Below are 26,675 nucleotides of genomic sequence, written 5' to 3'. Positions count from 1 at the left end.
GTATAATGCCCATCCGTCGACCCCAGCAGGGCCGGCCTCGAGCGGCCTGTCGCGCCAGCTCGAGAGCAGCAACGGAGTATAGCTCAGCTTGGTAGAGCGCTGCCTTCGGGAGGCAGAGGTCGTAGGTTCGAATCCTGCTACTCCGACCAGAGTATTCAGTAAAAACCGCTACTTACGGATCATGCCGGGTAGCGGTTTTTGCGTAGTGAAGACAGCCGCGCGTTCGTCATCAACTTACGCCCCTCCGAGCTCAAGTTTTTCGTTCCCCTGCCGATAGCTCGCTTAAGAAAGCAGAGACGCACCTCTCCTGCCTGCGAAGTCAATCATTCGATCAGCCTTCCGCCACCTCTCGGAGGCGGCCATGTATCACCGCCCACGCGCGTGGTCTCCCATATGTCGAGAAAGCTACCTCTTGCTCTCCTCACTTCGCTGGTGCTGGCATACGGGCTTCCCCTTGCCGCACAAGCGAATACCCCCTCGCTGGCCCTGAATGGCTTCGGTACGCTTGGCGTGGTGCACTCCAGCGAGGACCAGGCAGATTTCGTTTCGAGCATGCTTATGCCCAGAGGGGCCGGCCGTACCAGTGACTGGAGTGCCGAGGTCGACAGCCGGCTGGGCCTGCAGCTTTCTGCCAACCTTACGCCTCGCCTCTCGAGCGTGGTGCAGGTCGTCACCGAGCAGCAGTACGATGGCCAATTCCGGCCGGCAATCGAGTGGGCCAACATCAATTTCGATGTGACTCCCGACCTGAGCCTGAGAGTCGGCCGCGTCATACTTCCGGTCTTCATGAATTCAGAGTATCGCAAGGTAGGCTACGCGACGCCCTGGATCCGCCCCCCACTGGAAGTCTATCGCACCATACCGGTTTCCAGCGCTGACGGCGTGGACGTCAGCTACCGCTCCCGTATCGCCAGCGTCACCAACACGCTTCGGGCCACCTATGGGCAAAGTGATGCCACCTTTCCCTACATCGATGCAACGATGGACCGAGCCACGGCCGAGGCACGCGCCCGGGAAGGGCTGACGATCAGCAATACCGTGGAGCAGGGCAGCATCAGCCTCTTTGCCGCCTACAGCCATTACCGCCTGAGCATTGAGGATTTCAACCCGCTGTTCGATGCCTTCAGACTGTTTGGCCCTGAAGGCGATGCCATTGCCGATCGCTACAATGTCGATGGCAAAACCTTTGAAGCCATCAGCCTGGGGGCTCGCTACGATCCCGGCAACTGGTTCGTGATGGGCGAATGGACCCAGACCGGCAGCCGCACCTTCCTGGCGGATAACCGCGGCTGGTACATATCCGGTGGCTACCGCCTGGGCGCCTTCACGCCCTATCTGACATATGCCAGTCAGCGCATTCTCAGCAAGACATCCACCCCGGGCCTATCACAGCCCGGCAGCGAACCACTGGATGCGATGCTCAACTCCATGCTCCAGGGGCAGCCACAGCAAGAAAGCGTGTCTATCGGCGTACGCTGGGATTTCAGCAGCAACATGGCGGTCAAGGCCCAGTTCGACCACATGAATCACGAGGGGGGATCGCGCGGCTACCTGGTCAACTCGCAGCCAGGCTACGAGCCTGGCGGTTCGGTCAATCTGTTCAGCCTAGCGCTCGACTTCGTGTTCTGAGGAGACAAGAATGCCTTCGCGACTCACGAAGATCGGCTGCATCCTGCTCGTCGGTCTGGCATCGAGCCTTGCCCTGGCCGATGCCGTGGTGGTGGTTTCCGCCCAAAGCCCAGTGAGCACCCTCACCCGCAGCGAGCTGGCCGACATCTACCTGGGCCGGACCAACCGCTTCCATGGCGGGCAACCCGCCATGCCAGTGGACCAGCGCGAAAACTCCCCGGCTTACGTCGCGTTCTATCGCAACTATCTGGGCCAGACGCCCGCCCAAATCAAGATGCACTGGTCGCGCCTGATCTTCACCGGCCGCGGCCAGCCACCACGCAGCCTGGCAGATCACCAAGCCATGGCCGACTTCGTGGCGGGGCAGGCCACTGCCATCGGCTATTTGGACGACGCCTACGTCGACGAGCGCCTGCGGGTGGTGGCCATTGATTGAATACGCCTCAGACGCCGGCACCGCTACGGGCCCACCCTTCACCAGGCGGCATTGGATGCATCGCCTCGTCGAGCCCGGCACTCTCTTCATGGGCCTCGCCCTGCTGGCGCTGGCAGCCATCTGGCTGGTCACGTGGAACCTGGCCGCAAGGGAGCAGTCAGCTGCCGACCGCCGGGCGGCGGTACTGGCCGCAGACATGGCGGGGACCTACGAGGCCCAGGTCGTCCGGGCGCTGCGCGAGATCGATACCACCCTCAAGCTGGTGCGCTACAGTCTCGACGAACGCCCGCCGCAGGTCGTCCTGGATGAACTGAGCCAGCAGGACATGCTCCCTCCCGCTTTGCTGTTCGAGGTCCGCCTGAGCGATGCCGAGGGCAACGTCATCGCCAGCACGCACGGGCCCTCGCACACGAATGACACGACCCCCGTTGCTGGGCAGGAGGGCCTGAGGGTCGAGCTTCACCATCAGGCCACGTCCGCGCAGGACAGCAGGCTGGCCTTCCACCGAAGCCTGTCTGAAAACGGACAGCAAGCGCCGGGCTGGGTATCCGTGCTCGTCAGTGCAGAGTACTTCGTCAGCGGCTACGAGCCGGATACGCTGGAAAAACAAGGTGTACTGGCCCTGGCAGGGGAAGAGGGAATTTTTCTGGTTCGCCGTACCGGCGAAACGGTGCATACGGGTGAACAGATCGACTATGCACATCTGCTGGAAGGCAACAGCGGCCTCGAACAGCCCGCCCGGGTAAGCATCAGCGAATGGGACGGCGTGCCGCGTTACCTGGTGGCCAGGCCCCTGTTCGAGTTTCCGATCGCCATCGTCGTCGGTCTCTCCCAGAACGAGCAGATGGCCGCCGCCGCTGAGCTTCGGCACACCTACTATTGGCGCGCGATGCTGGTCAGCTGCGTTGCGCTCGCCGTACTGACACTGCTCGGCCGGCTGAGCTGGAAGCTCCGCAGGGCCCAGACCAAGGTACTCGAAGAGCGCCTGGACCACGCCAGGCGTGCCGAATATCTTGCCTTCCACGACAACCTGACGGGGCTGCCGAACCGAGCCTACTTCAGCCGCCTGTTGACCAAAGGGATGCAGCACGCTCGCCGCTACGACAAGCCGTTGACGCTGCTCTTTCTCGATCTGGACCGATTCAAGGCGATCAACGACTCGCTTGGCCACGACACGGGGGATGAGCTGCTTCGGGAGGTCAGCCAGCGACTTGGCCGCGCGGTACGGGAAAGCGACACCGTCGCCCGGCTGGGTGGTGACGAGTTCGTCATTCTGCTCCCGGAGATCACGGAGCCGAACCAGATCAACCAGGTTGCCGACAAGATCCTTGCCTCCGTCAGTACCCCGTTCACACTGGTGGGCCAGGAGTTTCGTATCACGGTCAGCATCGGCATTGCTCGCTATCCCGCCGATGGCGAGGACGAGCAAACCCTGATAAAGCATGCTGACGTGGCGATGTATCACGCCAAGGAAGAGGGCAAGAACAATGCCCAGTACTACTCCGAGCAGTTGAAGACGGATTCCTTGGAGCGACTGGCTCTCGAGTCGAGCCTGCGCAAGGCGCTGGAGCGTCAAGAGCTCTTGCTTTACTACCAGTCGAAACTCGACATGGCGAGCGGCCGCGTCATCGGCATGGAAGCGCTGCTTCGCTGGCAACATCCGGAACTCGGGCCGATACTGCCCAAGCAGTTCATACCGCTGGCGGAAGAAAATGGCCTCATTGTGCCCATCGGCCGCTGGGTCATTTACACGGCATGCCGACAGAATGTCGCCTGGCAGAAGGCCGGCTTCCCGGCTTTGAGCATGGCGGTCAATCTCTCGGCCCGTCAGTTCCTCGACGATGGTCTGCTCAGAGACATCAAGGGTGCGCTTCAGGCCAGCGGCATGGCCCCCGAATTGCTCGAAGTAGAGATCACCGAGAGCATGATGATGCAGGACATGCCAAAAGCCGTCAGAGTCCTGCAGGAGCTGAGAGGAATCGGTGTGCGCATCGCGATCGATGACTTCGGCACCGGCTACTCCTCGCTCTCCAAGCTGCAGGCGTTTCCTCTCGACACGATCAAGATAGACGGCTCGTTCATCCATGACCTTCTCGACAACGCCGGCGACCGCAGCCTCACGGAGGCCATCATCGACCTCGGCAAGAACCTGGGCCTGACGGTCGTCGCCGAAGGCGTCGAGTCGGCAGCGCATGTAGAGTACCTGCGTCGTCATGCTTGCGATCAGATTCAGGGGTTTTACATGCACGAACCGCAGCCGGCCGAGGAAGCCGCGCTGTCGATGAAAAAGTGGTTTGGCAGCGAATCCACTTCCTAGTGTCCCCGCGCGCCACCTCTGCTTCTGCCGGCGATTCCCAACTTCAGCGTGAACGTGTCGCGAAAAGACGCTATGCTGCGCGGTCGGCCGCAGGGCGTACTGATCAGGCCCACGGCTCAAGCATATCCATAAGAGACTTGCCCCAGAACAAGTCCTACTCGTACGGAGGGCGCTCGTGAACAACAGCGAGCTCGAGGCTGTGCATGGCAAGGCCGGCAATGCCGCCGCCATGCCCACCCCCCAGTGGGCCGGCAGCGATCTGGACACGCTGCGTGCCAAATACTACCAGCTCCACATCGCCGTCGAGCAGAGCCCGGCCGCCACGGCGATCACCGATAGCGAGGGGCGCATCGAGTACGTCAATCGACGCTTCCTGGAGGTGACCGGCTATTCGCGCGAGGAGCTGATCGGCAAGACCCCGGCCATGATCCAGTCAGGCACCACGCCCGAAGCGGTCTATCGCGACCTGTGGCAGACCCTGCGCAACGGCCAGGTATGGCGCGGCGAGCTACAGAACCGCAAGAAGAACGGCGAACTCTACTGGGAATCCGAGATCATCACGCCGGTACGCAACGACGCCGGGGAGATCGTGCGCTTCGTGGCGGTGAAGGAGGACATCACCGAACGCAAGCGCCAGGAGGAGGAGCTGCGGCTGCTCGCCAGCGTGTTCCAGACCGGCCAGGCCACCCTGATCACCGACCCGGAAATGCGCATCGAACGGGTCAACCAGGCCTTTACCGATATCACCGGCTATCTTCCCGACGAGGTGATCGGCCACACGCCGCGGCTGTTCAAGTCGGGACGCCACGACAAGGCGTTCTACTCCCAGCTGTGGCAGGACGTGCTCGAGACCGGCCACTGGCAGGGCGAGATCTGGAATCGCAACAAGTACGGCGAGATCTATCCGCTGTGGCAGTCGATCACGGCCGTCCACGACGAGGCCGGTCGTATCCGCCACTTCATCGCGGTGTTCCACAACATCGCCGAACGCAAGCGCCTGGAGCAGGAGCTGGAACAGCAGGCCACCCGCGACCACCTGACCGGAGCGCACAATCGACGCGCCTTCGACGCCGCCATGCGCAAGGCGATTCGGCAGGCCGAGCGCAGTGACAACAGCTTCTCGCTGCTGCTGTTCGATATCGACCTGTTCAAGACGGTCAACGATCAGCATGGCCACGATACCGGCGACCTCATCCTCAAGCGCCTGGCCCGCCTGGTCGGCAGGACCCTGCGCAGCACCGACCTGCTGGCCCGCTGGGGCGGCGAGGAGTTCGCCATCCTGCTGCAGGACACGCCCGCCCACGGCGCATCGATCTTCGCCGAGCGCCTGCGCCAGCAGGTGGCCGAGACACGCCTGCACGGGCTGGCCATCACCATCAGCCTGGGAATCGCCGAGTACCGCCGGGGCGAAAGCCCCGAACAGATGCTGGCCCGTGCCGATGGCGCCCTGTACCGGGCCAAGCGGGCGGGACGCAACCGCGTCGGTCTCGCCGACACGCCCCCCTGAGCCGGCGGCCGAACGCGGCCGCGCGCAACCCTACAGCAGGGACTCGAGCCAGCCGATCCTGCCCAGCCTGGCCCCCAGGTGGCGCCAGAAGCCGCCTGGCTCGCGCGACAGGCGCACCCTCTCTTCCTGCTGCACGGTCTGCCAGTAGAGCCGACCCGATGCCGTGCGACCGACCCGATAGCTCAGCGTCGGCGACTCGCCGACCTCCGTCAGCTCGTGGAGCTCGGCGGCCAGGCCCGGACTGGCGGCGAGCACGCCCACTTCGGTGTTCCACCATACCGAACGAGGGTCGACATTGGGCGAACCGACGAACACGCGATCGTGATCGATGCTGAGTGCCTTGATGTGCAGGGCGGAGGCCGACGAGCCCACGCCGAAGCCGTCGTCGTCGGACTCGCTCTCGGCCCGCATTTCGTAGAGCGCGACGCCGCTGTCGAGCAGCGCGCGTCGGCGCGTCTGGTAGGCGCCGTGGACCAGCGGCACATCGGTCGCTTCGAGGGAGTTGGTGAATACCTCGACGTCGACACCCGCCTCGGCCCACCGCTTCAGGCGCTGCGTGCCCTGCGCGCCGGGCACGAAGTAGGCGGAGACGATCGACAGCCGCTCGCTCGGCTCCCCGGCGTGCTCGAGCAGCTCCCCGGCCATGGTGCGGGCAAGCGCCGGGCGCCCAGGCCAGGCCGGCTTGCCCGGCGGATCCCACAGGGCAACGCCCTCCCCCCAGTGCAGCCTGCCTACCAGCGGGCCCTGCTCGACATCGGCATAACGCTGGCGCAGCGCGGTGAAATAGGGCGAATCGGCATTGGCCGCGATCCACTCGTCGAGCGACGACCGCAGCTCGCGCCAGGCGGTGTCTTCGGCACGGTGGTAGCGGCCGATGGGCTGCGCCAGGCCATGGTTCCAGTAGAGGTGAAAGCTGCGCGACAGCGGCTCCACCAACGGCCCCAGCACCATCAGGTCGAGGTCGGTGAAGTTGCGTGGCGCGCTGGCGCTGTAGTATTCGTCGCCGAGGTTGCGCCCGCCGACGATGGCCAGGGCGCCGTCGGTGATCCACAGCTTGTTGTGCATGCGGCGATGCTGGCGGCCGGCCTGCGGCGCCGAGGCCAGTACGCGGCCGACCAGCGTGCCGCGGCCGACGCTCAGCGGGTTGTAGACACGCACCTGGATGTTGGGATGGCTATCGAGCGCCGCCAGCTCCTGCCCCTGGCCCACGGCACCCATGTCGTCGATCAGCAGGCGCACCTCGACTCCCCGGTCGGCGGCCGCCAAGAGACGCTGCAGCAGCAGCCGGGTCGTCAAGCCATCGCCGATCAGGTAGGTCTGGATATCGAGGCGCCGGTCGGCCTGCTCACTGAGCAGTACGCGCAGGCTGAAGGCGTCCTGGCCGCTGGAGAGCAGGGCGAAGCCGCTCTTGCCGGGATGGTCGGAGGCGCTCAGCTGCGCCCACCGCCCCAGCCAGGTGGCCTCGCTCTCGGCAGCCGACAGCAGCCCCCCGTGCTCGCGCGGAACCGGCCTCCCCGCGCACCCGATCAGCAGCAGGGCGACCAGGCCCAGCAGCAGCAGGCGCACGCCGCGGGTTCGGCGCGAACCGCCGCGCTCAGGTTTCGTCATCGTCGTCCGCCAGGCGTCGCGCCATGGCCTTGCGCGCCTTGTTGCGCCGATAGAGGCGCGCCAACGCCAGTGCCAGCGCAAAGGCGACCATCGCGGCCAGCGTCACCCCCTGCCAGGGGCGGGCGGCCTCTCCTCCCATCAGCGTTTCCAGCGTGATGATCAGGATGAAGCCCAGCGCCTGGCTGCCGATGGCCAGGGCGCGCAGGGTATCGAACGACTTGTGTGCCATGGTGGGCTCCCGCCGGGTGACAGTGCGATCCGTGCGCAGTAGGCTTGCTCTGCTGAGCAGCAGCCGGATGCAAGTGGATGATTCTACCCGGTCTTGCCGTTTGCGCCGACCCCAATTCTCGGAGCTGAGCCAATGGACGCCTTCGCCCTGGGCCCCGTACTGATATCCGTCCCGCGCCTGTATGCCATCGGCTGCGCCCTGCTGCTGCTCGCCGCCGCCTGGCTGCTGCTGGGGCTCCCCCCCGGTGCCCGAGCGCGCTGGTTCAACGGCCTGCTGCTGGCCTGGCTGGTGGGCGCCCGCCTCGGCCATGTGGCCATGAACCTCGACGCCTACGCCGCCGCCCCGCTGGACGTGCTCAAGCTGTGGCAGCCGGGCTATCACGGCCTGTGGGGGCTGCTCGCGGCGCTGACCTGGAGCGCCTGGGCGCTGCGCGACCGGCTGCTCTCGATGATCGGCGCCATGGGCCTGACCATCGGCGCCTCGGCGCTGTGGCTGGTGCTCGTCACCCTGGCGCCGCTGGGCGACGACATGCCGCTGCGCCAACTGCCCGACGTGACCCTGGAGAATCTCGACGGCGAGCCGGTCGAGCTGCAGGCGCTGCAGGGCGAACGGGTGCTGGTCAACCTGTGGGCCACCTGGTGCCCGCCCTGCCTGCGCGAGATGCCGCTGCTGGCCGAGGCCGACCAGCGCGAGGGCGTCACGGTGGTGGTGATCAATCAAGGCGAGGAGTTGCTGCAGGTGGTGCGCTACCTCGACGAGCAGGGTCTGACCTTCCGCTACCCGCTGCTCGACCCCGACCAGACGATGACGTCGGCCTTCGAGTCGCCGGGGCTGCCCACCACGGTGCTGTTCGATCGCGACGGCCGCGCGGTGGAGCGCCACGTGGGCGAACTGACGCGGGCCCAGCTCGACGACTGGCTGCGACACCCTTGAGCGGGCCTCGCGCCTACCATTTCCTGCCCTTCTCGACCAGCCTTAAGCCATGGCAGGCTTTGCGTTAGAATCGCCCGCCCTGCCGTCGGCGACGCTTTCGCCGGCGGCATGCACACCGTATTCCGCATCGACCGAGGCATCATGAGCGACTTTTCACCCGGCCAGCGCTGGATCAGCGACGGCGAGGCCGACCTGGGCCTGGGCACCATCCTGAGTTGCGATCACCGTAGCGTCACCGTGCTGTTCGGCGCCAGCCAGGAGACCCGCACCTACAGCAGCCGTCAGGCGCCCCTCACCCGGGTCGCCTTCGGCAGCGGCGACCGCATCCAGTCAAACGACGGCTGGAGCCTCACCGTCGACGACAGCAAGGAGGTCGACGGGCTGATCGTCTACATCGGCGAGGACGACCAGGGCGAACTGCGCGAACTGCCCGAGGCTCGCCTTGCCGACGCCATGCAGTTCGACCAGGCCCGCGACCGCCTGCTGACCGGCCAGGTCGACCGCAACGACTGGTTCGATCTGCGCTTCCGCACCCTGCACCATCATCATCGCATCGAGCAGAATCCCGCCCTGGGCCTGGCCGGGCCGCGCATCGACCTGATCCCGCACCAGCTCTACATCGCCGACGAGGTGGCCCGGCGGCATGCGCCCCGCGTGCTGCTCGCCGACGAGGTGGGACTGGGCAAGACCATCGAGGCCGGCCTGATCCTGCACCGCATGCTGCTCAGCGGGCGCGCCGAACGGGCCCTGATCCTGGTACCGCCGAGCCTGACACACCAGTGGCTGGTGGAGCTGCTGCGCCGCTTCGCCCTCGAGGTGACCCTGCTCGACGAACAGCAGAGCCTGGCCCAGGCCGAGGCCAACCCCTTCGACTCCGGCCAGCTGATCCTCGCCAGCCAGGAGTGGCTGTTCGCCAACCCCCACCGCCAGCAGCAGGCGCTGGCCTGCGACTGGGACCTGCTGATCGTCGACGAGGCCCACCACCTCGACTGGAACGCCGAGCAGGTCGGCCCCGGCTACGCCTGCGTCGAGCGGCTGGCGAATGTCGCTCCGGGGGTGCTGCTGCTGACCGCCACCCCCGAGCAGATGGGGCTCGAGAGCCACTTCGCCCGCCTGCGCCTGCTCGACCCGGACCGCTACCACAGTCTCGACGCCTTCCGCGAAGAGGAGCAGCACTACGTGGAAGTGGCCCAGGCCATCGAGGCCCTGGAGGCCCTGCCCGCGGGCGGCGCCGAGGCTCGCCGCAGCGTGGCGGCGATCGTCGGGGAGCCCGACAGCCTGGCCCTGCTGGACATTCTCGCCGGGGCCGAGAGCAGCCCCGAGCAGCGGGCCAGCGCCCGAGGGCAACTGCGCGACCAGCTCCTCGACCGCCATGGCACCGGCCGGGTGATGTTTCGCAACAGCCGCCGCCACGTCGGCGGCTTTCCCGCGCGCCGCCTGCACCTGGCGCCACTTGCGCCACCTTCGGCGTACCGCCGTGTGCTGCGCAAGCTCGAGCGTGACGAGGACCATCTCGACGAGCTGCTGATCGAGACCGGCCTCGACCACCCCGACGCGCTCATCTACCCCGACGCCACCTACCGGGCGCTCTCCGACGACCCGCTCAACGCCGAGCCCTGGTGGCAGATCGACCCGCGCGTGACCTGGCTGCTGGAGCGCCTCGCCGACGAAGGCGAGCAGGGCTTCGCCGGCGACAAGGTGCTGGTCATCGCCCACGCCCGCGAGACCGCCCAGGGCCTGGCCGAGGCGCTACGCGTGCTGGGCGGCATTCACGCCCCGCTGTTCCACGAGGGGCTCACGCTGGTCGAGCGCGACCGCGCGGCGGCGGCCTTCGCCGACGAGGAGGAAGGCAGCCAGGTGCTGGTGTGCTCGGAGATCGGCTCGGAAGGGCGCAACTTCCAGTTCTGCCGTCACCTGGTGATGTTCGACCTGCCGCAGCATCCCGACCAGCTCGAGCAGCGCATCGGCCGCCTCGATCGCATCGGCCAGCGCCATACCATCGAGATCCACGTGCCGCTGTTCACCGCCAGCCCCGGCGAGCGGCTGGTGCGCTGGTTCCGCGAGGGAATGGACGCCTTCGATGCGCCCCACGGGGTCGGCAACGAGCTGTTCGACGCCTTCGGCGATGCCCTGGCCGAGGCGCTGCTCGACGACGAGGCGCTCGAGGACGTCATCGCCGAGACCCGCGCCCTGTTCGAGAGTCGCCTGGCCCAGCGCGACGCCGGGCGCAACCGCCTGCTGGAGCTAAACGCCTGTCGCCCGGCCCGGGCCGAGACGGTGGCCGCGGCGATCCGCGAGCTCGACGACGACCCGGCGCTGCCACGCTACCTCGATCAGGCGCTGGATGTCTTCGGCGTCGACAGCCAGGAGCTCGGCGGCGGCCTGCTGCACCTGCAGCCGGGCCCCCAGATGCTCGACGGCCTGCCCGGCCTGGCCAAGGGCGAGGAGGGCTTTACCGCCACCCTGTCACGCGCCCGCGCCCTGGCCCGCGATGACGTGCAGCGCCTCTCCTGGGAACATCCGCTGCTGCGCGAGATGATGGCGCGCATCCTCGACGGCACCATGGGCAACACCGCGCTCGCCCTGCTCAAGCATCCGGCGATCCCGGCGGGTCGGCTGCTGGCGGAGCTGGTGTTCCGCACCTACTGCCCGGCTCCCCGTCGGCTGCACGTCAACCGCTTCCTGCCGCCTACCGCGGTGCGTGTGCTGCTCGACGAATCCGGCGCCGTGCTCAGCGACAAGGTCTCCTTCACCGGGCTGTCGAAGAACCTGCGCAAGGTCAAGAAGGCCGTGGCGCGGGACCTGATTCGCAGCCGTCACGATCAGTTGCGCGAGCTGCTCGGCCAGGGCGAGCGGGAGGCCGAACGCGAGCTGCCGAGCATCGTCGAGGCCGCCCAGGTGCGCATGCGCCAGGAGCTCGACGCCGAGCTGGCCCGCCTGGAGGCACTGGCGCGGCTCAACCCGGCGGTGCGCGAGGAGGAACTCGAGGCGCTGCGCCGCGAACGTCACCAGCTCGACGCCGCCATCGACGGCACCCGGCTGCGGCTGGATGCGGTGCGGGTGATAGTCACCGTCGGCGAATAAGAAAGGCTGAACTCAGCCCTTTCTCAAACGAGCTCAAAGGATATCCGCCAACGCCTGTTCGAGCGTCGGGAAGCGGAACTCGAAGCCGGCCTCGAGCAGGCGTACCGGACGCATGTCGACGCCGGTCAGCAGCAGGCGCGCCATCTCGCCGAAGGCGGTCTCCAGCACCACCGCCGGCACCGGCATGATGGCGGGCCGCCCGAGTTGCCTGGCCAGGAGGCGGGTGAACTCGGCGTTGGTCACGGGATGCGGCGCGCTGGCGTTGAACGGCCCCGCGAGATCGTCGCGCTCTAGCAGGAACAGGATCGCCCGGACCAGATCCTCGCGATGGATCCACGGCATGAACTGCCGGCCATCGCCGAAGCGTCCGCCCAACCCCAGCTTGAACGGCGGCAGCATTCGCTGCAGGGCGCCTCCACCCTGATCCAGCACCAGGCCGGTGCGCAGCAGCGCCACTCGCGTGCCGAAGTCGGTCGCCTCGAGCGCGGTGTCTTCCCAGCGCTTGTTCATGCGATGCGCGAACTCGTCGTGGGGCGGCGTCTCCTCGCTGACCTCACGGCTCCCCTGGTCGCCGTAGTAGCCCATGGCCGAGCCCGAGACCATCACGCTCGGCGCCTTGCCGTTGGCCTGCTCGAGCTGTTCGCAGAGGATCACCAGGTCACGGGTGACGTTGACCCGGGAGTCGATCAGCCGCGTCTTCTGCTCGTCGCTCCAGCGCTTGGCGGCTATCGGCTCCCCGGCCAGATTGACGATCGCCTGCGGCGGCGAATCCACGAAATCGAGCACCGATCGCCGCACGTCGGCGCCTTCGGGCAGCTTGCGCCTGGCGCTCGAGGGATCGCGCGACACCACCTGCAGGCGGTGCCCCGCCTCCTTCAGGCGCAGGCACAGCCGCTGGCCGACGAAACCACTGCCTCCGGTAACCAAGACTCGCATCCGACTCCCTCCCGCTCCGGCCGCAGGCGCCGCTCGGCCGCCCCGCCTTTCGTTATACAACCGTTGTACATCTCTGCTATGCTGGCCACAACCAGGCAGTTCCACGGCGCAGCTCGACTTCCCTCGCGCTGCCCCACCTCGCGTTTCCGGAGACCGCCATGTCCTACACTCTGATCCTGCTCGCCCATGGCTCCAGCGATCCCGCCTGGCGAGCCCCCTTCGAGCGCTTCCACGAGTCCCTGGCCGCCCGCATGCAGGCACCGCTCAAGCTGGCCTACATGGAGCTTAGCGAACCCTCGCTGGAAAGCAGCGTTGCCGAGCTCGCCTCGGCCGGCATCCGCCACGCCGAAATCCTCCCGCTGTTCTTCGCCGCCGGGCGCCATCTGCGCAAGGACGTTCCGGCCCAGGTCGAGGCGCTGAGGGCGTCCCATCCCGGCATCGAGCTGACACTGCTGCCCCCCGTGGGCGAGCATCCGGCCTTCGTCGATGCCCTGGCCGCCGTGATCGCCGAGCAGGCGGGGGAAGCGTTGCCGACTTGACCGCGGTCGGCATCAGTTGTACATCGCCCGATTAGTGTACAATATTCCCTGACGGCGGACCGCGGCAATCGCCGCAGCACGGTTGCCATGAGGCCAAGACAACACAAGAGGCAGGCGAGCATGACCGACAAGGGGGCACACCCGGCCGACACACCGCTCTACCCCATCCGCGAGGTGTCACGCATTACCGGCGTCAATTCGGTCACGCTGCGAGCCTGGGAGCGGCGCTACGGGCTGATCCGCCCCAAGCGCACGCCCAAGGGGCACCGCCTCTACGCCCGCGAGGACATCGAGCGGGTCGAGCGCATCCTGCAGTGGCTGAGCCGCGGCGTGCCGGTCAGCCAGGTCAAGGAGCTCATCGATCAACCGCAGTCCGCCCCCGCCGCCGAGCCGGCGTCCGGCGACTGGCCCAGCCAGCGACGTCAGCTGATGACAGCCATCGAGGCCCTCGACCAGGGCCGGATGGAGACGCTCTTCACCCAGGCGTTGGCGCTCTATCCCGTGGCCACCTGCCTGGTGGAGCTGTGGCAGCCGGTGTTGCGCGAGCTCGAGGAGCACTGGAGCGACCAGCTCGGCGCCGCCTTGCAGCGCCGCTGCCTGGAGGCGTTCCTGCGCACCCGTATCGGCATCCGGCTCTATCATGCCAATCGCCTGGCCAAGGGGCCCGTCCTGCTGCTCGCCCCGCTGCCCGACGACCCCGGCACGCTGTGGCTGCTGCTCGCGGCCCTCGCCGCGAGCGACGCCGGTTATCAGGTCCAGCTGCTGGACAGCGCCCTGCCCTTCGCCGAGCTGCCGCTGGCGGTGGAACGCCTGCGGGCCGCCGCGCTGGTGCTGGTCAGCGGCCGCGCCGAACGGGCCGACCTGATCCGTCGCCAGCTGCCCCGCCTGGCCGAGCAGCTCGACGCCCCGCTGGGCCTGTGCGGGCCGGTCGCGCGTATCCGCAGCGGCGACCTGGCCGACAGCCTGGTGGAGCTGCTCGGCGACGACCTGCCCCTGGCCATGGCCCGCATGCGCCCCTTGATCCACGAGCCCTGAGCCCATCGCGAGGCCGCCGACCATGACCCGCATCCTGATGTGGTTCCGCAGCGACCTGCGCGTTCACGACAATACCGCCCTGGCCGCCGCCGCCCGCCAAGGAGCGGTGGTGGCGGTGTTCCTGCGCAGCCTTCCCCAGTGGCAGCGCCACGGTCACGGCGCCAGCAAGCTCGACTTCTGGCACCGCGGCGTGGCGGCACTGGGCGAATCCCTGGCCGGGCTGGGCATTCCCCTGCTGCACCGCGACATCGACGATTTCGACCAGGCGCCGGCCACCCTGCTCGGGATCGCCCGCCAGCTCGGTGCCTGCGCGCTGCACTTCAACCGCGAGTACCCGCTCGACGAGCAGCGTCGCGACCGGGCCGTGATTGCGGCCTTCCAGCAGGCCGGCCTCGCCGCGACCGGCCACCATGACAGCGTGGCCTTCGCCCCGGGCGAACTGCTCACCGGCAAGGGCGACTTTTATGGCGTCTTCTCCCCCTTCGCCCGCGCCTGGCATCGTCGCCTGACGGCTGCCCAGCTGACACTGCGCGACGCGCCGCCGCCGCAACCCTCGCCGGGCATCGCCGCCGATCGCCTGCCTTCGCCGCCCCGCCTCGCGGACACCCCGGTCGCTGCGCACCGCTGGCCGGCCGGCGAAGCGGCCGCAGCCGATCGCCTGGAGCGCTTCCTGCGCTTTCGCGCACGCCACTATGCCGGCCAGCGCGACTTCCCCGCGCTCGCCGGCACCAGCGAGCTCTCGCCCTACCTGGCACTGGGCATGATCTCGCATCGCCAGTGCCTGCAGGCCGCGCTCAACGAGAACGGCGGCAGCCTGGCCGAGGGTGACGCCGGCATCGCCAGCTGGGTCAACGAGCTGGTGTGGCGCGAGTTCTACCACCACGTGGCGGCCGGCTTCCCGCGGGTGTGCCGCCATCGCGCCTTCCAGCAGCACACCGAGGCGCTGGCCTGGCGCGACGACGAGGCCGGCTTTCGCGCCTGGTGCGAGGGGCGCACCGGCTACCCCATCGTCGATGCCGCCATGCGCCAGCTGGCGCGCACCGGCTGGATGCACAATCGCCTGCGCATGATCGCCGCGATGTTCCTCAGCAAGCACCTGCTGATCGACTGGCGCCGTGGCGAGGCCTACTTCCTGCGCCGGCTGGTGGACGGGGAGTTCTGCGCCAACAACGGCGGCTGGCAGTGGGCCGCCTCCACCGGCACCGACGCTGCCCCCTATTTCCGCATCTTCAACCCGACCACCCAGTCCCGGCGTTTCGATGCGGAGGGCCGCTTCATCGCCGAGTACGTGCCCGAGCTAGCCGCCCTGCCGCCCCGCGACCGCCATGCGCCCAGTGACACCCAGCGGGCGGCGAGCGGCTACCCAGCGCCCATCGTCGAGCACAAGACAGCACGCCTCCGGGCGCTGGATGCCTTCAAGGCACTACCGCCCTCCGCCCCTAGCGCGCGCCCTGCCCCGAGGTGACCTCGCATGCCCGGGGACGACCGCCGGGGAGGCGTTCTGCATCGCCGTCGATAAGCTAGACAAAAAGTGTACAGGAGTTGACCGGCGACGCGGTCGGCCGCGACCGGCTTTCGCCCGTGGGGACGACGCCACCGGCGCGGCAGCCTCTGCGCCGGCACGGTCGGCTAGGTCGTCGGCTCGGCGCGCAGCGCCAGCCCCGACGCGTCCGAGGTCAGCGCCTGCCACTGTGCTTCGATCACCGCGGCCGGGCCCGGCCGCGCGTAGAGATAGCCCTGCACCAGCCGACACCCCGCCTGCTGCAGGAAGTCGAGCTGGCCGTGGGTCTCCACGCCCTCGGCGACCACATCCAGCCCCAGCCCCCTCGCCATGGCCAGCACGGCGCTGACGATGGCGGCATCGGCGGGATCGTCGGGCAGCGAGCGGATGAAGGCGCGGTCGAGCTTGAGCTTGTCCAGCGGCAGGTTCTTCAGGTAGCTGAGCGACGAATAGCCCATGCCGAAGTCGTCGATGGCGATGCGATGACCCTTGGCGCGCAGTGCCTGCAGCCGCGGCACGATGTCGCCGGCGCGCTCGTCGAGCAGCACCGACTCGGTCAGTTCCAGGCCCAGCTGCGAAGGCTCGATGCCGTGTCTCGCCAGCCCCGCCGAGAGCGCCGTCTCGAGCTCGCCCTGGAACATCTGGATCGCCGAGATGTTGATCCACACGGGCAGACGGGGCAGGCCCAAGTCGTGCCAGCGTGACATCTGCGCCAGCGCCTCGTCGATGACCCAGTTGCCGAGCGGACCCATCAGCCCGTGGCGCTCGGCCAGTGGAATGAAGTCGACCGGCGACACCATGCCGTGCTCCGGGTGGCGCCAGCGCAGCAGCGCCTCCATGCCCACCACGGCACCGTCCATGATGCGGTGCTGGGTCTGGTAGTGCAGTTCGAGCTGGTCGCCGTTGGCCAGGGCGTCGCGCAGGCTGTAGACCAGTGCCATGTGGGGCGCATTCTGCACATCCAGCGCCGGGCGGAAGCGCTGGCTGACGTTGCGCCCGTGACGCTTGGCCGCGTACAGCGCCGACTCCAGGCGCTGGAACAGCACGCCGGACTCGTTGCCGTCCTCGGGGGCCCGGCAGCTGCCGATCGAGAGCCCCAGGCGCAGGGTCTTGTTGCCCAGTTCGAAGGGCTCGCCCAGGTGCTGACGCAGGCCGGCGACCCAGTTGTCGTGATCGTCGAAGGTGGTGGTGCGGATGACCAGGAACTCGTCGCCCCCCAGCCGCCCCACCACGCCGCCCGCCACGTGGCGGGCCAGGCGCTGGCCGAAGCGCGCCAGCAAGCGATCGCCCTGCTCGACGCCCAGGCTGTCGTTGACCGACTTGAAGCCATCGATGTCGACGATCGCCATGTCGAGGCTCTCGCCGGCGCGCAGGTGGCGCAGCCGCGATGTCATCAGGTCGTGCAGGCGGCGGCGGTTGGGCAAGCCGGTGAGCGGGTCCTCGAAGCCGATACGCCGCAGGTCCTGTTCGCGCGCCTTGTGCACCGAGATGTCGGTAAAGGTACCGACGTAGTGGGTGATCTGCCCGCGCGAGTCCAGGACCGCCTTGACGCGCAGCCACTCGGGGAACTCGTCGCCCTGCTTGCGCCGGTTCCAGATCTCGCCCTCCCAACGCCCCTTGCTGTGGAGGGTCTGCCAGAAGCGCTTGAAGAACGCCGGGTCGTGACGCGCCGCGGCCAGGTTGGCGGCGTTGAGGCCTCGAACCTCCTCCTCGGTGAAGCCGGTGATGCGGGTGAAGGCCGGGTTGACGGCCAGGATGCGGTTCTCGGCATCGGTGATCTGCACCCCCTCCTCGGAGAGCATCAGCGCCTGCTGCATGAGATCGGCGTGCTGGCGGTCGTGCTTCACCTGCCGCCAGGTCGCGACCAGCCCCACCGCGACGATGACGACAGCGGCCATGCGCAACCCGGGGCTGGGCAGCCAGATGCAGGCCGGCAGCGCTGCCATGGCAGCCCAGGTCAGGGGGCGGTTCAATGCGAAGGATGGCCGCATGAGAGGTCCCGAGGTAACGGAGGTGAGAGTAAAGTTGCGCCCATGCTGTGCATCGACCCTACCTAGAGTATCGACACTTGGCGCCGACACTTTAATCGCTGGCGTCCGCCTCGTCATGCCCGGCGTGCAATCGCGGGCCTCGGCCAGTAGACTAGGCAGGGCCGCCCGGCGGGCTGGCCTCTGTGCCATGCTGCCTCCGCCTTGCCTGCGGAAGGGCCACCTACAACTGCGACTCGGAACGACTCAGTGACCAAGCAACACTCTTTCGAACGCGAAGAACTGCTCGCGTGTAGCCGCGGCGAACTATTCGGCCCCGGCAACGCACAGCTGCCGGCCCCCAACATGCTGATGCTCGACCGCATCACGCGCATCCATGAAGAGGGCGGCCAGTTCAACAAGGGCGAGCTGATCGCCGAGCTGGATATCCACCCCGACCTGTGGTTCTTCGACTGCCACTTCCCCGGCGACCCGGTCATGCCCGGCTGCCTGGGTCTCGACGCCATGTGGCAGCTGGTGGGCTTCTACCTGGGCTGGCTGGGCCATCCCGGCCGCGGCCGCGCCCTGGGCTGCGGCGAGGTGAAGTTCACCGGCCAGATCCTGCCCGAGGCCAGCACGGTCAAATATCACATCAACGTCAAGCGCATCATCACAAGGCGCCTGATTCTGGGCATCGCCGACGGCACCGTATCGGTCGATGGCCGCGATATCTACCAGGCCAACGACCTGCGGGTCGGCCTGTTCACCTCTACCGCGAATTTCTGAAACAGGAGGCTCCCATGCGACGAGTGGTAGTCACCGGCCTGGGCATCGTGTCCTGCTTGGGCAACGACGCACAAACGGTCGTCGAAGCGCTCCGGAACGGGCGCTCGGGCATTCGCTTCAAGGAGGAATACGCCGAGCGCGGCTTTCGCAGCCAGGTCGCCGGGGTCGTGGATATCGACCTCGATGCCCTGATTGACCGCAAGCTGCGCCGCTTCATGGGCGACGCCGCGGCCTATGCCTACGTCAGCATGGCCCAGGCCATCGAGGATGCGGGGCTCACCCCCGAACAGGTCTCCAGCGAGCGTACCGGCCTGATCGCCGGCTCCGGCGGCGCTTCCAGCGCCAACCAGGTCGAGGCCGCCGACGTCATGCGCGAGAAGGGGCTGCGCCGGGTCGGTCCCTACCGGGTCACCCGCACCATGGGCAGCACCGTCTCGGCGTGCCTGGCCACGCCGTTCAAGATCAAGGGCGTCAACTACTCCATCTCCTCCGCCTGCGCCACGTCCGCCCACTGCATCGGCAATGCCATGGAGCAGATCCAGATGGGCAAGCAGGATGTCGTCTTCGCCGGCGGCGGCGAGGAGGAGCACTGGACCCTGTCGTGCCTGTTCGATGCCATGGGGGCCCTGACGACGCAGTACAACGAGAGCCCCGAGAAGGCCTCGCGCCCCTATGACAAGGCCCGCGACGGCTTCGTCATCGCCGGTGGCGGCGGCATGCTGGTACTCGAGGAGCTCGAGCACGCCAAGGCCCGCGGGGCCAGGATCTACGCCGAACTGGTCGGCTACGGCGCCACCTCCGACGGCCATGACATGGTCGCTCCCTCGGGCGAAGGCGCCATGCGCTGCATGCGCCAGGCCATGGCCACGGTCGACGGCCAGATCGACTACATCAATACCCACGGCACCTCCACACCGGTAGGCGATGTCGCCGAGCTCAAGGCGATCCGCGAGGTGTTCGGCGACACCACGCCGCCGATGAGCTCCACCAAGTCGCTCACCGGCCACTCGCTGGGGGCTACCGGCGTGCAGGAGACGATCTACTCGCTGCTGATGATGGAGCACGGCTTCATCGCCGCCTCGGCCAACGTCGAGGAGCTCGACGACCAGGCCGCCGGCTTCGACATCGTCACCCGCATGCGCGATGGGGTCAGCCTCGACCGCATCCTTTCCAACAGCTTCGGCTTCGGCGGCACCAACGCCTGCCTGGTGCTGCAGCGCTATCGCGACTAGTCACGTCCGGGCCTGCTCGCCAATGCAGAAGGCGCCCGCTGGGGCGCCTTCTGCGTCTTGCGCTGACATCCGGCCCGCCGCTAGCCCGGGCTCGCCCCCACCGCGGGCTTGGCATCCGCCGGGCGCGGAACCTCCGAGATCTCGGCGAGGCGCGCCTCGATCCACGCCTCGACCTCCACCAGCACCTCCTCCGGCGTGCGTCCGCGTGTCTCGATCGGCTCCCCCACCACCACATTGAGCACCCCCGGGTTCTTCACCCAGTGGCGCCCCGGCCAGCGCTCACCGGCGTTGTGTGCCACCGGCAGCACCGGCACGCCGGCGCGGCAGGCGATGACGGCGCCGCTCTTGTTGTAGCGCCGACGCTGGCCCGGTTCCACCCGGGTGCCCTCGGGAAAGATCAGCACCGACAGCCCCTCCTGCAGCCGCGTCACGCCCTGGGTCAGCACCTGCCGCATGGCCCGGGCCGGCTTCGAGCGGTCGAGCGCAATGGGGTGCAGCAGGCGCAGCCCCCAGCCGAACACGGGAATGCGCAACAGCTCCTGCTTGAGCACGGTGCAGACCGGCGGCTTGAGGATCTGCAGGAAGATGGTTTCCCACTCGCACTGGTGGTTGGCGAGGATCACGCAGGGCCCCGGCGGCAGATGCTCCCGGCCGCGGACCCGGTAGGTCACCCCGCAGGTCCAGCGAAACCAGGCGGTAATGAAGTGATTGTAGAGATTGAGCAGGCGATAGCGTGACGGCAGCGCCAGCAGCGGGGCCACGGGCAGCAGCAGCGCGCCGAAGACGAAGATGGCGAGGAAGTACCCGACGTAGAACAGCAGGCTGCGCAGGACGTTCATGAGGACGGGCCGCTCGCTTCATCGACCGGCGGGGGACGCCGCGCCTGGCACCACTCGTCGAGCAGGCGTCCGACTTCCAGCCGCCACGGCTTCTGGTGCACGCCGAAGGCCTCCAGCACCCGCCGACAGTTGAGCACCCGCCGCAGCGGCTGGTCGTGGTGATGCTTGAGCGCCTTGACCTCGCCCAGCGTGACCCGCTCGCCCAGCCCCTCCAGGCGGGTCGAGAGCTGGGTGCGCACCATGGAGGTGAAGGTGTAGGCGCTGACCGGCTCCGTCCCCGCCAGGTGGTAGGCGCCCCAGGCGCTCGATCCGCACGCGAGCTGGTGCAGCATACCGACCAGGGCCATGGCCACGGCGTCCGCCGACGTCGGGCACAGGATCACGTCCTGGGCCGCGCGCACCTCCTCCCCGGCCACCAGGCTGTCGATCACGCCGCTGAGCCAGGCGTGCCCTCCCTCGAGGGCGAACAGCGGCCCCAGGCGCACGATCAGGTGGTGCGGGTGGCTCTGGCGAATGCGATCGCCGATGGCGATCAGTCGCCTGAGGCTCTCGTCACGCGGTGCCGGTATCACGTGCTCGTCGATGGGCGTCTCGAAACCGTCCTGGTAGAGCTGGTCGGAGACGCACCACACCAGCGGCGTGTCGGTCTCGCGACACGCCGCCAGGCAGGCGTCGACGCCCTCGCCGTGCGCGACCACCGCGGCGGGTTCGATCTCCATCGGCGCCGCCAGGGGCGGGATGATCACCGCCGCCGGCGCCAGCTCACGCAACATGGCCGCATCGACTTTCAGTCCGGGCTCGATGACGAGCTCGGTATCACTGCGACGGTGCACCAGCCTGGCCAATGCCAGATTGAGGCAGTGGCCGGCATCCAGAACCAACAGCTTCACGCCATACTCTCCGGCAGCCCTCTATCGGGCGAGGTCAGAACGGGATCTCGTCGTCGAAATCGTCGAAGCTGCCGGGGTCGGGGGCGCCGTAGCCGTTCTGCTTCTGGCCACCCTGCTGGGGCTGACCGCCCTGCTGGGGCTGGCTACCCGGCGCCGGACGCTGCTGCTGGGGCTGGCCGCTCGCGTAGCCGCCCTGCTGCTGGGGGGCGTTGCCGTAGCCGCCCTGCGGCTGGGCGCCATAACCGCCCTGCTGCTGGGGCATGCTCGCAGCGGGCTGGCCGCCGAAGTCGCCGCTGCGGGAATCGAGCATCTGCATGTCGTTGCAGACGATCTCGGTGGTGTAGCGATCCTGGCCGTCCTGGCCCTGCCACTTGCGCGTCTGCAGGCGCCCCTCCAAGTAGACTCGCGAGCCCTTCTTCAGGTACTGCTGGGCGATCTCGGCCAGGCGGTTGAACAGCACCACCGAGTGCCACTCGGTCCGCTCCTGACGCTGACCGCTCTGCTTGTCGGTCCAGGTGTCGGTGGTCGCGACGCGCAGGTTGGCGACCGGGCTGCCGGACGGCATGAAGCGAACCTCGGGATCCTGCCCCAGGTTGCCGATGAGAATGACCTTGTTGACGCCACGGGCCATGCTGGACTCCCTCTGTAATGAATAGGTGCATTGTAATGAGCCGGCCAGGCTGGCCGGCACCTGCCGAGCAGGTTAACCGCCGCCGTGGCGGTTCGAGCGGATCAGGCGCGCCAGCGCATCCTCGTCGAGGCGCCGCCGGTCCACCTTAAGATACGCGACTCGCTCCTCCGGCACGACCAGTACGTCTTCGACACCGGCCACCTCGGCGAAACTCGCCATCAACGTGTCTAGCGTGTCCTCGTGCTGGTCGTCGTCCAGGGCCACCACTTCGCTCGACAGGTGCGGTGGGGCCGGCATCCTCAGCATCAGCAGCCACCAGAGCCCGGCCAGCGCGGCGCTGCCGATGAAGACCGCGGACAGTCCCCAGTGCTGCGCCAGGAAGCCCCCCAGCATGCCGCCGAGGAAGGCGCCGAGGAACTGGCTGGTCGAATAGACGCCCATCGCCGTACCCTTGGCCCCCGCCGGCGCCAGCTTGCTGAGCATCGAGGGCAGCATCGCCTCGAGCAGGTTGAAGGCGACGAAGAACAGCAGCAGCCAGGCGAACAGCCCCCAGCCGCCGCCGAATCCGGCCAGGCCGGCCAGGCTGACGGCGATGGCCGCGATGGCGGTGAGGCTCATGCCCTTCATGCGCTGGCGCTTCTCGGCGATCACCACCAGCGGCACCATGCCGACGAAGGCCAGCGCCATGATGGCGAGGTAGGCCAGGCCATGGCGTTCCGCCGCGATGCCCGCCTCGACCAGGCGGAACGGCACGGCGACGAAGATCGCCATCAGCACCAGGTGCAGGGCGAAGATCGACAGATCAAGCCGCCACAGGTCGGCACGGGTGAGGGTCGCCGCCAGCTGCCGGCGATCGATGCCGACATCGCGATGGCGCAACCGCCGCGGGGCGGGCGGCACCAGCTTCCACAGCACCAGCAGCCCCAGTCCGGCGAGCAGGGCGGTGAACCAGAAGACCGAGGCGAGGCCGAACGCCGACGCCAGCCAGGGGCCGACCACCATGGCCACGGCGAACGCCACGCCGATGGAGAGGCCGATGGTGGCCATGGCGGCGGTACGCACCTGCTCGCGGGTCTGGTCGGCAAGCAGCGCCATGATCGCCGCGGCCACGGCACCGCTGCCCTGCAGGCAGCGCCCCAGGATCACGCCGCCGATGCTGTCGGCGGACGCCGCCACCACGCTGCCGAGCAGGAACAGCAGCAGGCCGCCGGCGATCACCGGCTTGCGCCCGAGGCGATCGGAGAGCAGGCCGAAGGGGATCTGCAGCACCGCCTGGGTCAGGCCGTAGACGCCCAATGCCAGGCCCACCAGCAGCGGCGTGGCGCCATCCAGCTCGTCGGCATACAGCGCCAGCACCGGCAGCACCATGAACAGCCCCAGCATGCGCGTGGCATAGAGGCCGGCCAGGCCGGTGATGGCTCGCCGTTCGGAGGCTAGCAGCAGTCCAGAGACCTTGCGCATAGGGAATGACACGCTTCCATGGGTAGGCGGGCCGCGGCCCTCTCGATGAGCCGACCATTCTAACGATTCCCGCCCGCGCAGGAAACGTTCGCGCCGGCGGCGCTTTGGCGCGTCGTCGGCCGCGCGCGTATAATCGAGGTTTTGCCGAGCGCCATGAGGTGTGAATGGACAGGATCGTGGTCAGGGGTGCCCGCACCCACAACCTCAAGCAGATCGACGTCGAACTGCCCCGCGACAGCCTGATCGTGGTGACCGGGCTTTCCGGCTCGGGCAAGTCGTCGCTGGCCTTCGACACCCTCTACGCCGAGGGCCAGCGGCGCTACGTGGAGTCGCTCTCCACCTACGCCCGCCAGTTCCTGTCGATGATGGAGAAGCCCGACGTCGACCACATCGAGGGGCTCTCGCCGGCCATCTCCATCGAACAGAAGTCCACCTCCCACAACCCGCGCTCCACGGTCGGCACCATCACCGAGATCTACGACTACCTGCGCCTGCTGTTCGCCCGCGCCGGCACGCCGCGCTGTCCCGAGCACGGCGAAGACCTCGAGGCCAGCACCATCTCGCAGATGGTCGACCAGGTGCTCGCCCTGCCCGAGGGCAGCAAGTTGATGCTGCTGGCCCCGGTGGTCAAGGGGCGCAAGGGCGAGCACCTGCAGCTGCTCGCCGAGCTGCGCGCCCAGGGCTTCGTGCGCGTGATGGTCAACGGCCAGGCGCTGGAGCTCGACGACATCGCCCCGCTGGACAAGAACAAGAAGCACGACATCAGCGTGGTGGTGGATCGCATCAAGGTACGTGACGGGCTGGCCCAGCGCCTGGCGGAGTCGTTCGAGACCGCCCTCAACCTGGCCGACGGCATCGCCGTGGTCCACTTCATGGACGGCGAGGCCGAGGACATCACCTTCTCCGCGCGCTTCGCCTGCCCGGTGTGCGGCTACGCCATCGCCGAGCTCGAGCCGCGGATGTTCTCGTTCAACAACCCCGCCGGTGCCTGCCCCACCTGCGACGGCCTCGGCGTCCAGCAGGTCTTCGATCCCGACAAGCTGATCAGCCACCCGGAGCTGTCGCTGGCCGAGGGGGTGATCAAGGGCTGGGACCGACGCAGCGTCTATTATTTCAGCCAGCTGCAGGCGGTGGCCGAGCACTACCGCTTCACGCTGGAGACGCCGTGGCAGGAGCTCGCCCGCCACGAGAAGGAGATCATTCTCTACGGCAGCGGCGACGACGAGATCGCCTTCAGCTACGTCAACGACCGCGGCCGCCGGGTGACCCGCGAGCACCCCTTCGAGGGGGTACTGCCCAATCTCCAGCGGCGCTACCGCGAGACCGAGTCGAGCATGGTGCGCGAGGAGCTGGCGCGCTACATCGCCGACCGCGCCTGCCCCTCCTGCCACGGCACCCGCCTGCGCAAGGAGGCCCGCCACGTCTTCGTCGACGAGCATACGCTGCCGCAGCTCGTGCAGCTGCCGATCGGCGAGGCGTGGGACTATTTCCAGCGCCTGACCCTGCCCGGGCGCAAGGGCGAGATCGCCCAGAAGGTGATCAACGAGATCCACGCGCGCCTGGAGTTCCTGGTCAACGTCGGTCTCGACTATCTCAACCTCGAGCGCAGCGCCGAGACGCTCTCCGGCGGCGAAGCCCAGCGCATCCGCCTGGCGAGCCAGATCGGTGCCGGGCTGGTGGGGGTGATGTACATCCTCGACGAACCCTCCATCGGCCTGCATCAGCGTGACAACGACCGCCTGCTGAAGACGCTGATCCACCTTCGCGACCTGGGCAACACCGTGATCGTGGTGGAACACGACGAGGACGCCATCCGCGCCGCCGACCACGTGCTCGACATCGGTCCCGGTGCCGGCGTCCACGGCGGCCGCATCGTCGCCCAGGGCACGCCGGAGCACGTCATGGCCAATCACGATTCGCTGACCGGGCAGTACCTCTCCGGCAGGCGCCGCATCGAGGTGCCCAGGTGGCGCATCCCGGGCAACCCCGAGAAGCGGCTCGTGCTTACCGGCGCACGCGGCAACAACCTGCACGACGTCAGCCTGACGCTGCCGCTGGGGCTGTTCATCTGCGTCACCGGCGTCTCCGGCTCGGGCAAGTCGACGCTGATCAACTCGACGCTGATGCCGATCGCCGCCCGCGAGCTGAATCACGCCACCACCCTGACCCCGGCGCCCTACGACACCATCGAGGGGCTCGACCAGCTCGACAAGGTGATCGATATCGACCAGAGCCCCATAGGTCGTACGCCGCGCTCAAACCCGGCCACCTACACCGGCATCTTCACGCCGATCCGCGAGCTCTTCGCCGGCACCCAGGAGGCCCGCTCGCGGGGCTACAAGCCGGGGCGCTTTAGCTTCAACGTCAAGGGCGGACGCTGCGAGGCGTGCCAGGGCGAGGGGATGATCAAGGTCGAGATGCACTTCCTGCCCGACATCTACGTGCCCTGCGACGTGTGCAAGGGCAAGCGCTACAACCGCGAGACGCTGGAGATCCAGTACAAGGGCAAGAGCATCGACGAAGTGCTCGAGATGACTGTCGAAGAGGCGCTTGAGTTCTTCAGCCCGGTGCCGGCCATCGCCCGCCGCCTGCAGACGCTGCTCGACGTCGGACTCTCCTACATCCGCCTCGGCCAGAGCGCCACCACCCTCTCCGGTGGCGAGGCCCAGCGCGTCAAGCTGGCCCGCGAACTGGCCAAGCGCGACACCGGCAAGACGCTCTACATACTCGACGAGCCCACCACCGGGCTGCACTTCGAGGACATCCGCCAACTGCTCGTCGTGCTGCATCGCCTGCGCGACCACGGCAACACCATCGTGGTGATCGAGCACAACCTCGACGTGATCAAGACCGCCGACTGGATCGTCGACCTCGGCCCCGAGGGCGGCTCCGGCGGTGGACGCATCATCGCCGAGGGCACGCCCGAGCGGGTTGCCGAGATGGAGGTTTCTCACACCGGACGCTTCCTCCGACCGCTGCTGGAGCGGGCCAAGAGCCAGAAGGCCGAGCCGGCAACCTCCAAATAACTATAGGACCAAATAGCCATTTGGTTGTCAGCGGCGCCGGGGCGGGGCCTCGGGCAAGCCGCAGCTGACAGGCCAGCCAAAAAAACCCG

20 protein-coding genes and 1 tRNA gene are annotated in these 26,675 nt (G+C 68.0%); 13 read left to right on the top strand and 8 right to left on the bottom strand.

What is annotated here, in order from left to right; translation table 11 throughout:
• The first annotated feature begins 72 nt into the window (after positions 1–72).
• The 5 genes from DIS04_RS08690 (at position 73) to DIS04_RS08670 (ending at position 5,889) form a co-directional block, all read left to right on the top strand.
• A tRNA-Pro gene (locus DIS04_RS08690) sits at positions 73–149 on the top strand.
• Positions 150–393: 244 nt separating this feature from the next.
• Complete coding sequence (locus tag DIS04_RS08685) at positions 394–1,629, top strand: porin (protein WP_111413371.1); 1,236 nt, start codon at positions 394–396, stop codon at positions 1,627–1,629.
• A 10-nt stretch (positions 1,630–1,639) separates the two neighbouring features.
• Positions 1,640–2,065: a type 2 periplasmic-binding domain-containing protein gene (locus DIS04_RS08680; RefSeq protein WP_111413370.1), complete on the top strand. Its 426-nt coding sequence runs from the start codon at positions 1,640–1,642 to the stop codon at positions 2,063–2,065.
• A gap of 55 nt (positions 2,066–2,120) precedes the next feature.
• Positions 2,121–4,382, top strand: a complete 2,262-nt coding sequence (locus DIS04_RS08675) for a putative bifunctional diguanylate cyclase/phosphodiesterase (protein WP_218938144.1) — start codon at positions 2,121–2,123, stop codon at positions 4,380–4,382.
• A gap of 175 nt (positions 4,383–4,557) precedes the next feature.
• The gene (locus tag DIS04_RS08670) at positions 4,558–5,889 is read left to right on the top strand and encodes a sensor domain-containing diguanylate cyclase (protein ID WP_111413369.1); all 1,332 of its coding nucleotides are present in this window, start codon (positions 4,558–4,560) and stop codon (positions 5,887–5,889) included.
• Positions 5,890–5,919: 30 nt separating this feature from the next.
• On the opposite strand, the gene DIS04_RS08665 is transcribed toward DIS04_RS08670, so the two are convergent.
• Positions 5,920–7,497, bottom strand: coding sequence for a phospholipase D family protein (locus DIS04_RS08665; protein ID WP_111413368.1), 1,578 nt, complete (start codon positions 7,495–7,497; stop codon positions 5,920–5,922).
• Entirely contained in the window at positions 7,484–7,726 is a 243-nt protein-coding gene (locus DIS04_RS08660) for a hypothetical protein (RefSeq protein WP_111413367.1), read from the bottom strand. Before DIS04_RS08660 ends, DIS04_RS08665 begins: the two co-directional genes overlap by 14 nt.
• 132 nt (positions 7,727–7,858) lie before the next feature.
• Here DIS04_RS08660 and DIS04_RS08655 point away from each other — a divergent pair, with 132 nt between their 5' ends.
• Together DIS04_RS08655 and rapA are read left to right on the top strand one after the other, a co-directional pair.
• Positions 7,859–8,659, top strand: a complete 801-nt coding sequence (locus DIS04_RS08655) for a TlpA family protein disulfide reductase (RefSeq protein WP_111413366.1) — start codon at positions 7,859–7,861, stop codon at positions 8,657–8,659.
• A 141-nt stretch (positions 8,660–8,800) separates the two neighbouring features.
• The gene (gene rapA / locus DIS04_RS08650; RefSeq protein WP_111413365.1) at positions 8,801–11,743 is read left to right on the top strand and encodes an RNA polymerase-associated protein RapA; all 2,943 of its coding nucleotides are present in this window, start codon (positions 8,801–8,803) and stop codon (positions 11,741–11,743) included.
• Positions 11,744–11,776: 33 nt separating this feature from the next.
• Here rapA and DIS04_RS08645 read toward each other — a convergent pair whose 3' ends face one another.
• On the bottom strand, positions 11,777–12,679 hold the full coding sequence (locus DIS04_RS08645) for a TIGR01777 family oxidoreductase (RefSeq protein WP_111413364.1): 903 nt from the start codon (positions 12,677–12,679) through the stop codon (positions 11,777–11,779).
• Positions 12,680–12,807: 128 nt separating this feature from the next.
• On the opposite strand from DIS04_RS08645, the gene DIS04_RS08640 reads away from it, so the two are divergent.
• From DIS04_RS08640 to phrB, 3 genes are all read left to right on the top strand, one after another.
• Positions 12,808–13,218, top strand: coding sequence for a sirohydrochlorin chelatase (locus DIS04_RS08640; protein ID WP_281270187.1), 411 nt, complete (start codon positions 12,808–12,810; stop codon positions 13,216–13,218).
• Between the two features lie 120 nt (positions 13,219–13,338).
• Entirely contained in the window at positions 13,339–14,253 is a 915-nt protein-coding gene (locus DIS04_RS08635) for a MerR family transcriptional regulator (protein ID WP_111413362.1), read from the top strand.
• A gap of 22 nt (positions 14,254–14,275) precedes the next feature.
• Positions 14,276–15,718 (top strand): deoxyribodipyrimidine photo-lyase, encoded by a 1,443-nt coding sequence (gene phrB / locus DIS04_RS08630; protein WP_111413361.1) that lies wholly within the window; start codon positions 14,276–14,278, stop codon positions 15,716–15,718.
• A gap of 164 nt (positions 15,719–15,882) precedes the next feature.
• Here phrB and DIS04_RS08625 read toward each other — a convergent pair whose 3' ends face one another.
• The gene (locus DIS04_RS08625; RefSeq protein ID WP_111413360.1) at positions 15,883–17,745 is read right to left on the bottom strand and encodes a putative bifunctional diguanylate cyclase/phosphodiesterase; all 1,863 of its coding nucleotides are present in this window, start codon (positions 17,743–17,745) and stop codon (positions 15,883–15,885) included.
• Positions 17,746–17,991: 246 nt separating this feature from the next.
• Between DIS04_RS08625 and fabA the strand changes: the two genes are divergently transcribed.
• Positions 17,992–18,507 carry a 3-hydroxyacyl-[acyl-carrier-protein] dehydratase FabA gene (gene fabA, locus DIS04_RS08620; RefSeq protein ID WP_111413359.1) on the top strand — a complete coding sequence of 172 codons (516 nt, stop codon included), beginning with the start codon at positions 17,992–17,994 and terminating at the stop codon, positions 18,505–18,507.
• A 14-nt stretch (positions 18,508–18,521) separates the two neighbouring features.
• A complete protein-coding gene (gene fabB / locus DIS04_RS08615) occupies positions 18,522–19,739 on the top strand; it encodes a beta-ketoacyl-ACP synthase I (protein WP_111413358.1) in 1,218 nt (405 codons plus the stop codon).
• A gap of 80 nt (positions 19,740–19,819) precedes the next feature.
• Here the strand turns inward: fabB and DIS04_RS08610 are convergent, their stop codons facing one another.
• The 4 genes from DIS04_RS08610 to DIS04_RS08595 form a co-directional block, all read right to left on the bottom strand.
• Positions 19,820–20,578, bottom strand: a complete 759-nt coding sequence (locus DIS04_RS08610; RefSeq protein WP_111413357.1) for a lysophospholipid acyltransferase family protein — start codon at positions 20,576–20,578, stop codon at positions 19,820–19,822.
• Positions 20,575–21,468 (bottom strand): sugar nucleotide-binding protein, encoded by an 894-nt coding sequence (locus tag DIS04_RS08605; RefSeq protein ID WP_111413356.1) that lies wholly within the window; start codon positions 21,466–21,468, stop codon positions 20,575–20,577. Before DIS04_RS08605 ends, DIS04_RS08610 begins: the two co-directional genes overlap by 4 nt.
• Before the next feature lie 34 nt (positions 21,469–21,502).
• Complete coding sequence (gene ssb, locus DIS04_RS08600) at positions 21,503–22,099, bottom strand: single-stranded DNA-binding protein (RefSeq protein ID WP_111413355.1); 597 nt, start codon at positions 22,097–22,099, stop codon at positions 21,503–21,505.
• 72 nt (positions 22,100–22,171) lie between these two features.
• On the bottom strand, positions 22,172–23,560 hold the full coding sequence (locus DIS04_RS08595; protein ID WP_111413354.1) for an MFS transporter: 1,389 nt from the start codon (positions 23,558–23,560) through the stop codon (positions 22,172–22,174).
• A 164-nt stretch (positions 23,561–23,724) separates the two neighbouring features.
• Here DIS04_RS08595 and uvrA point away from each other — a divergent pair, with 164 nt between their 5' ends.
• Positions 23,725–26,586, top strand: coding sequence for an excinuclease ABC subunit UvrA (gene uvrA, locus DIS04_RS08590; RefSeq protein ID WP_111413353.1), 2,862 nt, complete (start codon positions 23,725–23,727; stop codon positions 26,584–26,586).
• Positions 26,587–26,675: the final 89 nt, after the last annotated feature.

This window comes from Billgrantia lactosivorans, from assembly GCF_003254665.1.
GTDB classification, from domain to species: Bacteria; Pseudomonadota; Gammaproteobacteria; order Pseudomonadales; family Halomonadaceae; genus Halomonas; species Halomonas lactosivorans.
The sequence above is the reverse complement of the archived record's forward strand: the minus strand, read 5'-3'. Positions and strand labels throughout refer to the sequence as shown.

Coding starts and splice junctions, on each gene's coding strand:
- uvrA (WP_111413353.1), top strand. CDS start 23,725: ATGGACAGGATCGTGGTCAGGGGTGCCCGCACCCACAACCTCAAGCAG.
- DIS04_RS08685 (WP_111413371.1), top strand. CDS start 394: ATGTCGAGAAAGCTACCTCTTGCTCTCCTCACTTCGCTGGTGCTGGCA.
- rapA (WP_111413365.1), top strand. CDS start 8,801: ATGAGCGACTTTTCACCCGGCCAGCGCTGGATCAGCGACGGCGAGGCC.
- DIS04_RS08610 (WP_111413357.1), bottom strand. CDS start 20,578: ATGAACGTCCTGCGCAGCCTGCTGTTCTACGTCGGGTACTTCCTCGCC.
- ssb (WP_111413355.1), bottom strand. CDS start 22,099: ATGGCCCGTGGCGTCAACAAGGTCATTCTCATCGGCAACCTGGGGCAG.
- DIS04_RS08680 (WP_111413370.1), top strand. CDS start 1,640: ATGCCTTCGCGACTCACGAAGATCGGCTGCATCCTGCTCGTCGGTCTG.
- DIS04_RS08625 (WP_111413360.1), bottom strand. CDS start 17,745: ATGCGGCCATCCTTCGCATTGAACCGCCCCCTGACCTGGGCTGCCATG.
- DIS04_RS08660 (WP_111413367.1), bottom strand. CDS start 7,726: ATGGCACACAAGTCGTTCGATACCCTGCGCGCCCTGGCCATCGGCAGC.
- DIS04_RS08645 (WP_111413364.1), bottom strand. CDS start 12,679: ATGCGAGTCTTGGTTACCGGAGGCAGTGGTTTCGTCGGCCAGCGGCTG.
- DIS04_RS08635 (WP_111413362.1), top strand. CDS start 13,339: ATGACCGACAAGGGGGCACACCCGGCCGACACACCGCTCTACCCCATC.
- fabB (WP_111413358.1), top strand. CDS start 18,522: ATGCGACGAGTGGTAGTCACCGGCCTGGGCATCGTGTCCTGCTTGGGC.
- phrB (WP_111413361.1), top strand. CDS start 14,276: ATGACCCGCATCCTGATGTGGTTCCGCAGCGACCTGCGCGTTCACGAC.
- DIS04_RS08675 (WP_218938144.1), top strand. CDS start 2,121: ATGCATCGCCTCGTCGAGCCCGGCACTCTCTTCATGGGCCTCGCCCTG.
- DIS04_RS08655 (WP_111413366.1), top strand. CDS start 7,859: ATGGACGCCTTCGCCCTGGGCCCCGTACTGATATCCGTCCCGCGCCTG.
- DIS04_RS08595 (WP_111413354.1), bottom strand. CDS start 23,560: ATGCGCAAGGTCTCTGGACTGCTGCTAGCCTCCGAACGGCGAGCCATC.
- DIS04_RS08665 (WP_111413368.1), bottom strand. CDS start 7,497: ATGACGAAACCTGAGCGCGGCGGTTCGCGCCGAACCCGCGGCGTGCGC.